General features: G+C 67.5%; 11 protein-coding genes. 6 read left to right on the forward strand and 5 right to left on the reverse strand.

Going from position 1 to position 14,159, the window contains the following annotated elements:
• Window positions 1-7: 7 nt before the first annotated feature.
• The 3 genes from ACP2WS_RS07075 to ACP2WS_RS07085 are packed head-to-tail and all read right to left on the reverse strand — an operon-like array spanning window position 8 to window position 5,685.
• Window positions 8-1,297, reverse strand: a complete 1,290-nt coding sequence (locus ACP2WS_RS07075) for an NAD(P)/FAD-dependent oxidoreductase (RefSeq protein ID WP_426460184.1) — start codon at window positions 1,295-1,297, stop codon at window positions 8-10.
• Between the two features lie 23 nt (window positions 1,298-1,320).
• Complete coding sequence (locus ACP2WS_RS07080) at window positions 1,321-4,653, reverse strand: efflux RND transporter permease subunit (protein ID WP_426460185.1); 3,333 nt, start codon at window positions 4,651-4,653, stop codon at window positions 1,321-1,323.
• A gap of 21 nt (window positions 4,654-4,674) precedes the next feature.
• A complete protein-coding gene (locus tag ACP2WS_RS07085; protein ID WP_426460186.1) occupies window positions 4,675-5,685 on the reverse strand; it encodes an efflux RND transporter periplasmic adaptor subunit in 1,011 nt (336 codons plus the stop codon).
• Window positions 5,686-5,930: 245 nt separating this feature from the next.
• On the opposite strand from ACP2WS_RS07085, the gene ACP2WS_RS07090 reads away from it, so the two are divergent.
• The gene (locus ACP2WS_RS07090) at window positions 5,931-6,296 is read left to right on the forward strand and encodes an ArsR/SmtB family transcription factor (protein WP_426460187.1); all 366 of its coding nucleotides are present in this window, start codon (window positions 5,931-5,933) and stop codon (window positions 6,294-6,296) included.
• Window positions 6,297-6,459: 163 nt separating this feature from the next.
• On the opposite strand, the gene ffh is transcribed toward ACP2WS_RS07090, so the two are convergent.
• Window positions 6,460-7,872, reverse strand: a complete 1,413-nt coding sequence (gene ffh, locus ACP2WS_RS07095) for a signal recognition particle protein (protein WP_426460188.1) — start codon at window positions 7,870-7,872, stop codon at window positions 6,460-6,462.
• A 137-nt stretch (window positions 7,873-8,009) separates the two neighbouring features.
• On the opposite strand from ffh, the gene ACP2WS_RS07100 reads away from it, so the two are divergent.
• Genes ACP2WS_RS07100 through ampD form a run of 5 tightly spaced genes read left to right on the forward strand, consistent with a single transcriptional unit; the run spans window position 8,010 to window position 13,329 of the window.
• Window positions 8,010-8,852: a cytochrome C assembly family protein gene (locus tag ACP2WS_RS07100; RefSeq protein WP_374494132.1), complete on the forward strand. Its 843-nt coding sequence runs from the start codon at window positions 8,010-8,012 to the stop codon at window positions 8,850-8,852.
• Between the two features lie 19 nt (window positions 8,853-8,871).
• A complete protein-coding gene (locus ACP2WS_RS07105) occupies window positions 8,872-9,156 on the forward strand; it encodes a PP0621 family protein (protein WP_426460189.1) in 285 nt (94 codons plus the stop codon).
• Window positions 9,153-11,027: a sensor histidine kinase gene (locus tag ACP2WS_RS07110; RefSeq protein ID WP_426460190.1), complete on the forward strand. Its 1,875-nt coding sequence runs from the start codon at window positions 9,153-9,155 to the stop codon at window positions 11,025-11,027. Before ACP2WS_RS07105 ends, ACP2WS_RS07110 begins: the two co-directional genes overlap by 4 nt.
• Window positions 11,028-11,053: 26 nt before the next feature.
• Window positions 11,054-12,709, forward strand: coding sequence for a sigma-54-dependent transcriptional regulator (locus ACP2WS_RS07115; protein ID WP_426460191.1), 1,656 nt, complete (start codon window positions 11,054-11,056; stop codon window positions 12,707-12,709).
• Complete coding sequence (gene ampD, locus ACP2WS_RS07120) at window positions 12,706-13,329, forward strand: 1,6-anhydro-N-acetylmuramyl-L-alanine amidase AmpD (protein WP_426460192.1); 624 nt, start codon at window positions 12,706-12,708, stop codon at window positions 13,327-13,329. Before ACP2WS_RS07115 ends, ampD begins: the two co-directional genes overlap by 4 nt.
• A 40-nt stretch (window positions 13,330-13,369) precedes the next feature.
• On the opposite strand, the gene ACP2WS_RS07125 is transcribed toward ampD, so the two are convergent.
• Window positions 13,370-13,972 (reverse strand): TetR/AcrR family transcriptional regulator, encoded by a 603-nt coding sequence (locus tag ACP2WS_RS07125; RefSeq protein ID WP_374494142.1) that lies wholly within the window; start codon window positions 13,970-13,972, stop codon window positions 13,370-13,372.
• Window positions 13,973-14,159 lie beyond the last annotated feature (187 nt).

The raw sequence follows: 14,159 nt of genomic DNA on the forward strand, positions 1-14,159 counted from the left end.
AGCGGTCTCAGGTGGGATCGGCGGGCTTGTGGAGCCGCGTGATGCCGAGCAGACCCAGGATGTATTTCTCGTAGATGGGCTCGGCGTTGCCGGTCTTCATCTTGTTGAGGAAGTATTTCTCGAAGGCGATCTTGCCGAGGTGCACCCACTTGCCCTTGCGGAACCAGCTCACGTTGCGCGGCGGGATCTGGGGCAGGGCGACGAAGGCGGCGCCGGTGTCGCCCATGTCGGCCAGGCAGATGGCGTTCCAGGTGGCGGTGGCGTCGGCAGTGCCGCCGGTGAGGTCGGCGACGATGTTGTGGGTGATGGCGCTGATCATGGTCTCGATCATGTAGCCGGTCTTGGGGGCGCCGGTGGGCACGGGCGTGGCCTCGACCGGCGGAATGGCCACGCAGACCCCGGCCGAGAAGATGTTGCGGTAGGCCTTGCTGCGCTGGAACTCGTCGATGAGCACAAAGCCGCGCGGGTTGCACAGCCCCGGCACAGCGGCCACGGCTTCCACGCCCCTGAAGGCGGGCAGCATCATGGACAGGCGGAAGGGGACGTCGTGCTCGCGGAGGACCTGGCCGTTGTCGTCGAGCTGCTCCACATGGAGCGAGCCGTCGTCGACGCGGGTGGTGCGTGCGTTGGTGATCCAGCGAATGTCCTGGCTGCGCAGCTCGCTTTCGAGCATGCTCTTGCTGTCCCCTACGCCGCCCAGGCCCAGATGGCCGATGTAGGGTTCGCTGGTGACGTAGGTGATGGGGACCTGGTGGCGCAGCTTGCGGCGGCGCAGATCGGCCGCCACCACGAAGGCGAACTCATAGGCCGGGCCGAAGCAGCTGGCGCCGGGCATGGCGCCGATGACGATGGGGCCGGGCTGGGTCAGGAACTGCTGGTAGTCGGCCCAGAAGCGTTCGGCGTGGTCCACCGTGCAGATGGAGTGCGTGTGTCCTCCCAGCGGGCCGGAGCCGGGCACCTCCTCGAAGGCGAGCCGTGGCCCGGTGGCGATGACGAGATAGTCGTAGGACAGGGTCTGGCCGTTGTCGAGCGTCAGGGTGCTGGACAGGGCGTCGATCGCGCGGACGGCACTGGCAATGAAGCCGATGTGCTTGCGTGCGAGCAGGGGCTCCAGGGCGAGGACGATGTCGTCGCGCTTGCGCCAGCCCACCGCGATCCAGGGGTTCGAGGGGACGAACTGGAAGTAGTCCACGGCACTGACGACCGTGACGCGGTGCTCTTCGGGCAGGGCAGAGCGCAGCTCGTAGGCGGCGGGAAGGCCGCCGAGTCCGGCTCCCATGATGACGATGTGGGCCATGGTTGTCTCCTTGTGGCTCTGGGTCAGGTGGCTTTGGCGCCGTGGTCGGCCTCTGTCGGGCCGTGGGGGGAAGTCGGGGACTCCGCATGTTGCCTGCGGTAGGCCACGTAATACAGGATCGGGATCACGACCAGCGTGAGGATGGTGGAGACGAAGATGCCGAAGATCAGGGAGATGGCCAAGCCATTGAAGATCGGGTCATCGAGGATGAAGAGTGCCCCGATCATGGCGGCGAGGCCCGTGAGCAGGATGGGCTGGGCCCGGGTGATGGCACTGTGGACGATGGCCTGCTCGAAGGGCACGCCCCGTGCCAGCTCCAGGCGGATGAAGTCGACCAGCAGGATGGAGTTGCGCACGATGATGCCGGCGAGCGCGATCATGCCGATCATGCTGGTGGCGGTGAACTGGGCGTGCAGCAGTGCGTGTCCCGGCATCACGCCGATGATGGTGAGCGGGATGGGGGCCATGATGATGAGGGGCACCAGGTACGAGCCGAACTGTGCCACCACCAGCAGGTAGATCAGGATCAGGCCCACCGCATAGGCGGCGCCCATGTCGCGGAAGGTTTCGTAGGTGATCTGCCATTCGCCATCCCACTTGACGGCATAGTTCCGGTAGGGGTCCTGCGGCTGGTGGATGAAGAACTCCTCGACCTTGCCTCCGTTGGGCGTGGCGATGTCGGCGAGGTGGCTGCGCATCTTGAACATGCCGTAGAGCGGGCTGTCGTTGCTGCCGGCCATGTCGCCGGTGACGAAGCTCACGGGCAGCAGGTCCTTGTGGTAGATGGTCTGCTCGCGCTGGCTGTCACTGGGGGTGACCAGCTCCCGGATGGGCACCAGCGTCCCGCTGGCACTGCGGACCTGCAGTTGCAGCAGGGTATCGAGGCTGCCCTGGGATTCGGCGGGCAGCTGCAGCACGGTGGGCACCGCGTAGCGGCTCTGGTCGTGCAGGAAGGTGGCTGCATCGCCCGAAAGACCGGCCCGCAGCGTGGTGACGATGGCCTGCTGCGGCACGCCCAGCTGCGCGGCCTTGCGGCGGTCGACGATGAGGTTGATCTTGGGTGCCTGGGCGGTGGTGGTGTCGTCCACGTCGACCACATTGGGCGTGTGCGTGAACACCTGGCGCAGGGCATGCACGATCTGCGCGCGGCCCTCGGGCTCGGGACCATAGACCTCGGCCACGATCGGGGAGAGCACGGGGGGCCCCGGCGGCACTTCGACGACCTTCACATTGGCACCGAAGCGGCGGGCGATTTCCTGCAGGTGGGGGCGCACGCGGGTGGCGATGGCGTGACTCTGCTCCTTGCGGTGGTGCTTGTCCACGAGGTTGACCTGCATGTCGCCCCGGTCGCCCTCGGCGCGCAGGTAGTACTGGCGCACCAGACCGTTGAAGTTGATGGGCGAGGCGGTGCCGGCGTAGGCCTGGTAGTTTTCCACTTCGGGCACTGTGACCAGGTAGGCGCCCATCTCGTGCATGACGGCGGCGGTCTTCTCGACCGGGGTGCCGGCAGGCATGTCCACCACGACCTGAAACTCGCTCTTGTTGTCGAACGGCAGCATCTTGAGCACCACCAGTCCCAGCGCAGGCAGGAGCATCGACACGGCAATCAGCCCGGCCACGGCCAGACCGAGCAGGCGGCGGTTGCGGCGCCCGCGCCGTGCGTCGAGCAGCGGGTCGAAAATGCGGTGAAAGATCGGGGTGAGCTTGCCGGTCAGCCCCTGGCCCTGTGCATGGCCGGCAGCCGCGTCGTGGCCGGAGGATGGCTTGAGCCACATGCGCGACAGCCACGGCGTGACGATGAAGGCAATGGTCAGCGACAGCAGCATGCCCATGCTCGCGTTGATGGGAATGGGGCTCATGTAGGGGCCCATGAGCCCGCTTACGAAGGCCATCGGCAGCAGGGCGGCAATGACGGTGAGGGTGGCCAGAATGGTGGGGCCGCCCACTTCGTCGACTGCGCCCGGAATGATCTCGCGCAGCGACTTGCCCGGTTCGAGCGCCTGATGGCGGTGGATGTTCTCGACCACCACGATGGCGTCATCCACCAGAATGCCGATCGAGAAGATCAGTGCGAACAGCGACACACGGTTGAGCGTGAACCCCCACGCCCATGACGCAAACAGCGTGACCGTGAGGGTCAGGATCACCGCAGTTCCCACGATGGCTGCCTCGCGCCGGCCTAGGGCAAAGAACACCAGGGCCACGACGGAGGCGGTGGCGAACAGCAGCTTCTCGATGAGCTTGGTGGCCTTGTCGTTGGCGGTGGCGCCGTAGTTGCGCGTCTCGGATACCTGCACGTCGGCAGGGATCACGGTGTTCTTGAGTTGATCCACGCGGGTCATGACGGCGTTGGCCACGTCGATGGCGTTCTCGCCCGGCTTCTTGGTGACGGCAATGGTCACGGCCGGAGACTCGGTGCCGGTGGCGGCGCTGGCCTGGCTGCCGGCGGAGTGCACGGGAGCGCCGTACCACACGTAGCGGGTGGGCGGCGGGGCACCGTCGCGGATGGTGGCCACCTCGCGCAGGAACACCGGCTTGCCTCCGCTGGAGCCCACGACCAGATCGGCCACTTCGTCGGCATTGTGCAGATACGGGCCCGATTCGAGCTCGATGGCGCGGTTGGCATGGAGCAGATCGCCGAGCGGCATGCCGAAATTGGCCCCTTCGAGTGCACGGTGCAGGTCCTGCACCGTCAGGCCCGACGCGGCCAGGCGTGCGGGATCGAGCTCGACCAGAATGGCATGACCCGGGCCGCCGAGGGTGGTGACCTCGCGGGTGCCGGGCACGCGCTTGAGATCGGCCTCGATGCTGTGGGCCACGCGTTCGAGGTCATAGGCACTGCTGTCGGGGCGCTGGCTGTGCAGGGTCAGGGCCACGATGGGCACGTCGTCGATGCCCTTGGGCTTGATGACCGGGGCCAGCACCCCGAGCCCCTTGGGCAGCCAGTCCGAATTGGCGCCCACGGTATCGTACAGACGCACCAGCGCATCGTTGCGCTTGACGCCGACCTTGAACTGCACGGTCAGCACCGCCACGCCCGAGCGCGACACGCTCATGACGTGGTCCACCCCCGTCATCTGCGAGAGCACCTGCTCGGCTGGTGTGGCGACGAGCGATTCCACGTCCTTCGCCGCTGCACCGGGGAAGGGGATGATGACGTTGGCCATCGTCACGTCGATCTGGGGTTCTTCCTCGCGGGGCGTTACCAGAATGGCGAACAGACCCAGCAGAAAGGCCACCAGGGCCAGGAGCGGGGTGATCTGGGCTGCCTCGAAGAAGGCGGCGATCCGGCCGGAGATGCCCAGGCGGGCCGTCTTGCCGGAGGTGTCGGGGGTGGGGGGCATGGCATCACGCATGGGAAAGGGTTCCGTGGGACGTCACTGTGCGCGGGCAGCGGCCTGCGGATCGGTCACGACCCGCTCGCCAGCCTGCAGGCCGGAGAGAATTTCCACCGTGTCGCCATGGGCGCGGCCCAGGCGCACCTGGCGCAGCAGGGGACGGCTGTTCTGGTCGAGCACGTAGAGTCCCGTCATTTCGGCGCGCCGCACGATGGCCTTGAGCGGCACCTGCAGGTTGTCGCCCGACAGCGCCATGCCTTCGGAGGCAGTGCCCTGCGGTAGCCAGAGGCGGGCGAACTGCCCGGGTGCCACGGCCAGACCGCCGGGCAGGGTGGCGCGCACCTGCTGCGTCATGCTGCGGGGATCGACCGTGGGCAGAATCTCGACCCGGATGGGGGTGACCATGCGGCCTGCAATGTCCACGCGCGCCTGTGCCACGCTCACCTGGCGCAAGGCCGAAGCCGGCACCTGGGCCGTCACGCGCAGGGCTGCAGGATCGTACAGGGTGAGCAGGGGGCGCCCCGGCATGGCCATGTCGCCCTGCTCGACCGCCACGGCCGATACCACACCCGCATAGGGCGCACGGATGACATGGAAGCCGGAGGTGGTCTGTGCGGCCGTGGCCTGTGCGGCAGCGGCCTTGTAGGCAGCCTCCGCATGTTCGAGGGCCGCCTTGCTGATGTACTGGCGGGCATAGAGCTGGCGCTTGCGTTCCAGGTCGCGGGCTGCGACTTCCTGCTGCGCGCGCCCCGCGATGCTGGCCTGGTCGGCGGCCCGGGCATCGAGCCGGGCCAGCACCTCGCCAGCCTGCACGCGCTGACCCGCCTTGACCGGCAGACTGAGCACGGCACCAGGCACCTGGGCTGCCACGGTGGTCTGGCGCACGGCCTCGACCTGCCCTTCGTAGGACACCTGTCCGGCTGCATGGGAGGCCTGCACGGCCACGGCCGCCAGCGAGGCACGGGCGGGCGCATCGGCACTCTGGGCCACGTGGTACATCCACGGCGCGAGCAGGCCTGCTGCCGCCACTGCAAGGGAAAGACGCTTCATGTAATTGCACTCCATGCGCAGGACCGGTGTTTCGGTGATGCGCGGATCATATAACAAGTTACGTAATTGATTGAATAGCAGGATAATGCCGGACAGCCGCCGCAGGATGTCCGTGTCGCGTAGACCGGCCGTGCCGGTGTCCCCCGGTACGCCACAGCCATGCGGTGCGCTGGGGGTGCTTGCGAGTGTTCCTGATTTTTCTGTCCATTTCCATTCCCATGCCCCCGAGTTTTCCAGTGCTTCCCATGGATCGGCTGCCGCCTGAGGCACTCCAGCGGGTGGCAGGCTACTTTCAGGCGCTCGCCGAGCCCATGCGGCTGGAACTGCTCAATGCGCTGCGGGGCGGGGAGCGGAGCGTGGGCGAGCTCGCGCGGCTCGTGGGCACGAGCACGGCCAACGCCTCGCGGCATCTGGCCCTGATGGCGCAGCGGGGGCTGGTGAGCCGTACGGCCCGGGGCACCAGCGTGTATTGCGCGATCGCCGACGACACCGTGTACGAGCTGTGCGATCTGGTCTGCGGCCGCATGGCGGCCCAGCGGCAGCTGGGGGCTCTGTCACAGACAGAAGAGCTGCAGGCGCAGCCCAGGGCACCGGCTGAGCGACAGGCCTAGGCCCATCGGTCGACTCCGCAGGATCAGACGGGCCGGAAAGAAAACAAGGAGCCTGAATCGCGTGGCGATGGGGCAGGCTCTGGCGTGGCCGTTGCCGCCAGGCGCATCGTCCCCGCGCGCAGGCGCACGCTGCGCGCGCTCACCCTCGTATTCCCATGGACGTTCAGTGAGGCATGCCGGGGAAGCCACCGCCGCCGAGGCCGCTCATGTCTCCCCCCATGAGACCCTTGAGTCCCTTCATGCCGCCCATGCGGCGCATCATCTTCATGAGGCCGCCGCCCTTCATCTTCTTCATCATGTCGCGCATCTGCTCGAATTCCTTGAGCAGGCGGTTGACTTCCTGCACCTGCACGCCGGCCCCCGTGGCAATGCGGCGCTTGCGGCTGGCCTTGATGAGCTCGGGCTTTCTGCGCTCCAGCGCGGTCATGCTGGAGATGATGCCTTCCTTGCGGCGGATGTCCTTTTCGGCGCGTTCGAGGTCGGTGCTCGTGGCCTTGGCGCTGATCTGGGCGGGCAGCTTGTCCATGAGGCTGGAGAGCCCGCCCATCTGCTTCATCTGCTGGAGCTGGCCGAGGAAGTCGTTGAGGTCGAAGCTGTCGCCGCTCTTGACCTTGGCGGCGAGTTTCTGGGCGGCCTGCAGGTCGACACCTGCGGTCACCTGCTCGACCAGGGCCACGATGTCGCCCATGCCGAGGATGCGGCCGGCGTGCCGTTCGGCATCGAAGAGCTCCAGCCCGTCCATCTTCTCGCTCACGCCTGCGAACTTGATGGGGGCCTGGGCAATCTGGCGCACCGACAGGGCTGCACCGCCGCGGGCGTCGCCGTCGAGCTTGGTGAGCACCACCCCTGTGAGGGGCAGGGTCTCCTTGAAGGCGCGGGCGGTGTTGGCGGCATCCTGGCCCTGCATGGCGTCGACGACCAGCAGGGTCTCCACCGGGTGGATGGCCGTGTGCAGGGCCTTGATTTCAGCCATCAGGGGTTCGTCGATGGCCAGGCGGCCGGCCGTGTCGACGAGCAGCACGTCGATGTAGTGCCTGCGGGCGTAGTCGAGCGCGGCAAGGGCGATGTCGACCGGCTTCTGGTCCGGAGTGCTGGGGAACCACTCCGCTCCGACCTGTTCGGTGACGGTGCGCAGCTGCTCGATGGCGGCGGGGCGGTACACGTCGCCCGAGACGGTGAGCACCTTCTTGCGGCGCTTCTCGATGAGGTATTTGGCGAGCTTGGCGGTGGTGGTGGTCTTGCCCGCGCCCTGCAGGCCCGCCATCAGGATGACGGCCGGGGGCTGCACCGCGAGATTGAGGTCGCTCACCCCCTCGCCCATGGTGGCGGCCAGCTCCCGGTTGACGATGCCCACGAGCGCCTGGCCAGGCTTGAGGCTGCCGAGCACCTCCTGCCCCATGGCCTTGTCCTTGACGCGGGCGATGAAGTCGCGCACGACCGGCAGAGCCACGTCGGCCTCCAGCAGGGCCATGCGCACCTCGCGCAGCATGTCGGAGACGTTGCCTTCGGTGATGCGCGCCTGGCCGCTGAGGTTCTTGACGAGGCGAGAGAGTTTGTCGGTAAGTGCGGAGGCCATGGATGGGGCGAGGAGAAAGAGACTGCGTGCAGCAGGGCAGGGTGGGCAGCCGTGCGGCAGCGCAAGCCTGTCGAAAGGGGGGAATCAACCGCGGAATCGGCCGCCATGGCGGCGGCGGGACGGGATAAACTGTAGCCATGATTGTAGCCAGTGCCCAGTCCTACGTGTCCCTCTTTACCCTCGCAAGCGCTGCGGCCTATCTGCTGGCCGCCACCTTGACGCATGTGCGCGAGCATATCGGTCGCAGCGGTGCGGTAGCGCTTGCCATTGCCTGGGGCTGTCAGGCCGTGGCGCTGTGGCTGGGGCTCACGCAGCCGCCGCGCTTCGGATTCGGGCCGGCGCTGTCGATGACGGCCTGGTGGGCACTCCTGGTGTATGCCGTGGAGAGCCGTACCTACTCCCTGCTGCAGCTGCGCTGGCGGCTGGCACTGGTGGGGGCGGTGACGGTGATGCTGGCCTGGCTGTTCCCGGGCAACGAGCTGCATCCGCATGCCTCCGAATGGCTGCCGCTGCACCTGATGCTGGGCATGGCATCGTATGGGCTGCTGGCGGTGGCGGTGCTGCACGCCTGGCTCATGGGGCGAGCCGAGCGCCATATGCGCCTGGGCGGCGGGCTGCTGCAGCCCACCGAGGGGAACGGCCAGCACGGGCAACTGCCCCTCATGACGCTGGAGCGGTTGACGTTCCGGTTCGTGCTGCTGGCCTTCATACTGCTCACGGTGACGATTGCCCAGGGGTGGATCTTCGGCGAGCAGCTGTATGGCGGCGCGGCCGTGGGCAGCCTGCGCTGGAATCACAAGACGGTGTTTTCCGTGCTCTCGTGGCTGGTGCTGGCGGTTCTGCTCGCAGGCCGCTACCGCTTCGGCTGGCGCGGGCAGCGTTCGGTGCGCATGATCTATCTGGGCGGAATCCTGCTGCTGCTGGCCTATGTGGGGTCGAGCTTCGTGCTCGAAGTGCTGCTTCACCGTCCGGCCGAATGATCTCCGTCGGAGGACAGCCATGAAGTTCCTGGTGGTGCTGGTCGTGGTCTGGGTGGTCTACCGGATATGGGGCCCCCATGCCCATCGCAGGTTTCCGCCTTCGGCCGGGCGCACGGCGGGGGCAGGGCCACGCCCGCAGACTGCGCGTGTGGCCGGTCCGCAGGACATGGTGCCCTGCGCGCGCTGCGGGCTGCACGTGCCCCGCCAGGAGGCGGTACAGGCCCACGGGCAGAGCTTTTGCTGCACCGAGCATGCCGAGGCAGGGGCCGTGCCCCCGGCGTCCCAGGATGCGCGACGCCCATGAGGGAGCGGCCCGACCCCTCCTTTCTGGACGAGTCCTCGGCACACGAGCCTGAGGTGGTGGCCCAGGCCGACATGCAGGCTGCGGCAGACGAGGGCACCTGGGTGCAGGCACAGCTGACGGCCGACGAGCTTCCGCGCGCCTTCAGCGAGGAGTTTGCCGCTGGGCGCATCTGGCTCGGCTTCATGACGGCACGCCTGATGATTGCCATTCTGGTGCTGGCGCTCCTGCTCATGGCGCGCGGTGTCGATGGCATGGGAAGCAGCCGGGGCTGGGTGGGTCTGGTCGTCTTTTTCGTGGCCTACATGGCAGCGACGGCGTTCGCGCGGTTCCGCATGGCACCGGTGCGTCTCGGGGCCGATTTCGAGCAGTACTGGCCCTATACCGTGGGGCTCGATCTCGCGGTCTATTTCGTGATCGGCTGGGCTGAGCCGGCGGGATCCTCGGTGAGCTATTTTCCGCTGCTGGCGCTGCCGCCGCTGGTGTGCGCGGTGCTCGGCACCTGGCGCATGACGGCACTCAGCGCCCTGCTGGCGGGCCTGCTCATCAGTCTGGGGAGCTGGCATGTGGGCGCGCTCATGGGCAGCGGGGGCTGGATGTTCCTGGCGCAGATGACGGTGTACCTGTGCGTGATGCTGCTGGTGAGCTGGGCGCTGCATCTGCTGGCGCGCAATCTGGGCATTCAGCAGCTGCGCTCCTACGAGAACCAGCGCCTTGCCCGGCTGCGGGGGCGCATCAACGATCTGGTCGTGCAGAATGTGCCGGACGGGGTGATGGTCGTCAGTGCCAACGGGCGCATCCGGGCCACCAACCGCACGGCCCTGTCCATGCTGCACCTGCCGCTCACGAGCCGGCTGCCTGGACAGTTCATGCAGGACATCGAGGCCCTGCAGCCCCTGACCGACCTGGTGCGGCAGAGCTTTCGCGGAGGGCAGGGCCTGTCTTCCGAGGTGCTGCTGATGACGTCCGACGATGCCACGGTCCACCTCATGGTGCGCACGGTGCTTTCTCACGATCAGCGCGCGGACCGCACCGAGCGCATGTGCCTGCTGTATCTGCAGGACATGCAGGTGCTCCAGCAGCAGGTGCGCACCGAGAAGCTGGCGGCCATGGGGCGCATGTCGGCCGCCGTGGCCCATGAGATCCGCAATCCTCTGGCCGCCATTTCGCAGGCTTCTCAGCTGCTCGACGAGGAGCTCGACCAGCCACTGCAGAAGAAGCTCAGCGGCATGGTGCTGACCCATGTGGAGCGGCTGGGGCGGATCGTGCGCGATGTGCTCGACATCTCGCGCATGGAGCCTACCTCCATCGACCAGGTGGCCGCCCTGCGCCTCGACGAGGTCGTCGAGCGGCTGGCCCGCGAATGGCGGGATCAGCACAGGATCGAGCCCGGCAGCGCCGCAACGCGCCTGTGCCTGGGGGCTCCTGACATCTGGGTGCGCTTCGATCCGGAACACCTGCGCCGCATCCTCGTCAATCTGCTCGACAACGCATGGCGCTATGCAGATGCCACCCCGCTGCCGCGTGTCGTGCTGAGCACCAGCATGGATGGCCCCCACTTGGCCCGTGTGCAGGTATGGAGCACCGGGACCGCCCTCGATGCCGCGCTGCAGGCACGTCTGTTCGAGCCCTTCGCCTCGGGGCACAGCCGCTCTACCGGGCTGGGCCTCTACATCTGTCGCGAGCTGGCACAGCGCTATGGCGCCGATGTGCACTACCAGCGGCTCGTGCTGGCGCAGACGCCGCACCTGCCGCTCAAGGGGCTGCCGGACGGGGAGGGCAATGCCTTCCATCTGCTCATGCCTGCCCAGGGGTCGCCCACGGCAGGACCTGCGCCGTTGGGCTCCGCCGGGCCTGCCTCGTCCTTCTTCTGACCCTCCCTCAAGGAACTCTCTGCCTCATGAACATGCCCGCTCCCCGCATCCTCGTGGTCGATGACGAGCCCGATCTGCGCGCGCTCTACGAGATCACCCTCATGCGCGCCGGCTACCAGGTTTTCACGGCCGAGGATATGGAAGGTGCCCGTGCCTTGCTGCGCAGCCAGCAGTTCGATCTGCTCATCACCGACATGCGCCTGCCCGACGGACTGGGGCTGGAGCTGCTCGAACAGCTGCACGCCGCGCACCGGCCCGAGCGGGCGCTGGTCATCACGGCCTACGGCTCGGCCGACAATGCCGTGCGGGCCCTCAAGGCCGGAGCCTTTGACTATCTCACCAAGCCCGTCAATCTCGATCAGTTCCGGCGGGTGGTGGCCGCCGCCCTGCAGGCGGGCCCGGTCGGCAGTTCCATGCAGGAAGAGCCTGCCCCGAAGACCGGCGAGCGGCCTCTTCCATCGGTGCTGCCGCAGGGAGGAGCCTCCCCTTCTGCGCAGCCTGCCATGTCTGGGGCTACCGCTGCTTCCGCCTCGCAGGAGAGCCGAACGGCCGAGCCCTGGCCCGCCGCCCTCGACGGCATGGTGGGCTCCGGGCCTGCCATGCGGCAGCTCAAGTCCACCCTCGTCAAGGTGGCGCCCAGCATGGCTCCCGTGCTCATTCTCGGCGAGTCCGGCTCGGGCAAGGAGCTGGTCGCGCGTGGCCTGCATGCCTGCAGCCACCGGGCCAAGGGGCCCTTCGTGGCCGTGAACTGCGGAGCCATTCCCGAGGCCTTGCTGGAGGCCGAATTCTTTGGCGCCCGCAAGGGCTCCTATACCGGTGCGGTGGCAGACCGCGAGGGGTTCTTCCGGCTTGCCGACGGCGGCACCCTGTTCCTCGACGAGATCGGCGATCTGCCGCTGGCCATGCAGGCCAAACTTCTGCGCGTCATCCAGGAGCGGCAGGTCCGGCCCCTGGGTGGGGCCCAGGAAGAGCCCGTCGATGTCCGCATCGTGAGCGCCACCCACCAGAATCTGGCCGACATGGTGCAGTCCGGCACCTTCCGGCAGGATCTCTACTACCGGCTCAATGTCATCGATGTGCGGGTGCCGCCCCTGCGCGAACGGCGCGAGGATATTCCAGCCCTCTGCCAGGCCCTGCTGCGGCGCATTGCAGGAGGACAGGGACAGCAGCAGATTCCCGTGCTGGAGCCGGACTTCCTCGCCCGGCTGCAGGCTCTGCCGCTGCCCGGCAATGTCCGCGAGCTGGAAAACACCCTCCATCGCTGCTGGGCCCTGAGCGACGGGCATATCCTGCGGGCCGATCTGCTCGATGGCTTGCCCAGCGCACATGCTCCCACGGCAGCCGGGCTGCCCGCTGCCGTCGTTCCTTCGTCACCGCAGGGCGATCGTGCACACCCTGCGGCGGGACCTCAGGGGACTGCCTTCCGGGTGGGCGCGGGGGCAGGAATGGTCCGCGAGCCCCAGCCGCCACGCGCCGACGAGGTTCCGCTGCCCTGCGATCTGGCGGGATTCGTCGACGCTCACGAACGTGCCCTCTTGCTGCGCGCCCTGCACAGCACCCAGTTCAACCGCACGGCCGCAGCTGCGCTGCTAGGGCTCAACCTGCGGCAGATCCGCTACCGCATGGAGCGGCTGGGCATTGCCGATGATGGCCGCAGCGGCCCCCATGGAGAAACCGCATGAGCCGGCGCCACGCCCATCCCATCGATGCCCCTGCCCACTGGCAGGACGGCTGGCTCTCGGGCGTGCGGCATCTGCCGTCGCCCAACTTCGGCCCGCGCCCTGCGGGAGCCAGCATCGACCTGCTGGTGGTGCACTCCATCAGCCTGCCGCCGGGCGTGTACGGAGGCCCGGAAATCGCCCAGCTCTTCACCAACACGCTCGACTGGGACGCCCATCCCTACTTCCAGCAGATCCGGGGGCTGGAGGTGTCTTCCCATTTCGTGATTCGCCGGGACGGCAGCGTGTGCCAGTTCGTGAGTGCGGATGACCGCGCCTGGCACGCGGGCCGCTCACACTGGCGCGGCCGGGACAACTGCAACGACGATTCCATCGGCATCGAGCTCGAAGGGCTGGAAGACACTCCCTTTGAACCGGCGCAGTACGCGGCCCTGGTTCGACTGGGGCAGGCGCTCGTGCAGCATTACCCGATCCGCTGGGTGGCCGGACACCAGCACATCGCGCCAGGACGCAAGGCCGATCCCGGCAGCGCCTTCGACTGGCTCCAGCTCGCCCGCCTCACCGGCTGGCCCGATGCCTGGTTTCCTCCCGGCGTGCTGCCTGCTCCTGAGGTGCGCCGCTGATCCGGCGCACGGCGGCGCATGGGGGAAAGACGACGGCCCTTCAGCGCAGACGCTGCATCACATCGATGAAGGCGGCTTCCATGTCGGCCACAGCCAGCGGCTGTCCTTCGAGCAGCTTCTCCAGGCAATGGAGAAACAGGCCGTCGAGCCCCACATACAGACGCTCGCACGCGGCCTTTTCATCCGAAGCCACATGGCGCATCAAGTCGACGAGACGCTGTTCGATGGACATCACCATGGGCGCAAAGACATCGTTGAAAGTGCTCTGGATACGGATGTCGTACCACAGCCGGTGGGTGGCGGCATCCGTGGTCAGGGTTCTGGCCAGGTGCCGGGCCAGAAGCTCCATGCGGGCCTCGGGAGCGGAGAGCGTCTGCAGCACGGCGTCCACGCTGGTGATGAATCCGTCCTTGTAGCGCGTGACACAGTCGATCAGCAGATGATCCTTGTCCTCGAAGTAGTAATGCAGCAGCCCGAGCGACAGGCCGGCCTGTTCCGCAATGTCGCGCATGGACGTATTGGCGTAGCCATAGCGGCCCAGGGCCACCAGGGCGCTGTCGGCCAGCTGCCGCTTGCGGGCGTCCCGCTTGGAGGCCTTGGCCGAGGCACGGGCCTTGAGTTTGTTGGAAGAGGGTTCGATCATGGGCTTCAGGCCGGAAAGGGCGCGCCGTCATGTCAGCCTCTGCGGCAGGACTCCTGAGCGAATCGCCTGTGCAGAGTCTGCGCCTGACGCCAGGGAGACAAGGCAGGGAAAACGTGGGCATGCCACGTACGAACCGGACTTTCAGCGGTTCAAACCATGAAAAAGTACCTGAATCCCCCGCATTGGG

Source organism: Brachymonas moutaii (nom. illeg.) (assembly GCF_049977365.1).
In the GTDB taxonomy this organism is placed as follows: Bacteria; Pseudomonadota; Gammaproteobacteria; order Burkholderiales; family Burkholderiaceae_C; genus Brachymonas.

Excerpts from the sequence above, each read along its gene's own strand:
- ACP2WS_RS07075 (WP_426460184.1), bottom strand. The coding sequence starts at position 1,297 with ATGGCCCACATCGTCATCATGGGAGCCGGACTCGGCGGCCTTCCCGCC.
- ACP2WS_RS07080 (WP_426460185.1), bottom strand. The coding sequence starts at position 4,653 with ATGCGTGATGCCATGCCCCCCACCCCCGACACCTCCGGCAAGACGGCC.
- ACP2WS_RS07085 (WP_426460186.1), bottom strand. The coding sequence starts at position 5,685 with ATGAAGCGTCTTTCCCTTGCAGTGGCGGCAGCAGGCCTGCTCGCGCCG.
- ACP2WS_RS07090 (WP_426460187.1), top strand. The coding sequence starts at position 5,931 with ATGGATCGGCTGCCGCCTGAGGCACTCCAGCGGGTGGCAGGCTACTTT.
- ffh (WP_426460188.1), bottom strand. The coding sequence starts at position 7,872 with ATGGCCTCCGCACTTACCGACAAACTCTCTCGCCTCGTCAAGAACCTC.
- ACP2WS_RS07100 (WP_374494132.1), top strand. The coding sequence starts at position 8,010 with ATGATTGTAGCCAGTGCCCAGTCCTACGTGTCCCTCTTTACCCTCGCA.
- ACP2WS_RS07105 (WP_426460189.1), top strand. The coding sequence starts at position 8,872 with ATGAAGTTCCTGGTGGTGCTGGTCGTGGTCTGGGTGGTCTACCGGATA.
- ACP2WS_RS07110 (WP_426460190.1), top strand. The coding sequence starts at position 9,153 with ATGAGGGAGCGGCCCGACCCCTCCTTTCTGGACGAGTCCTCGGCACAC.
- ACP2WS_RS07115 (WP_426460191.1), top strand. The coding sequence starts at position 11,054 with ATGAACATGCCCGCTCCCCGCATCCTCGTGGTCGATGACGAGCCCGAT.
- ampD (WP_426460192.1), top strand. The coding sequence starts at position 12,706 with ATGAGCCGGCGCCACGCCCATCCCATCGATGCCCCTGCCCACTGGCAG.
- ACP2WS_RS07125 (WP_374494142.1), bottom strand. The coding sequence starts at position 13,972 with ATGATCGAACCCTCTTCCAACAAACTCAAGGCCCGTGCCTCGGCCAAG.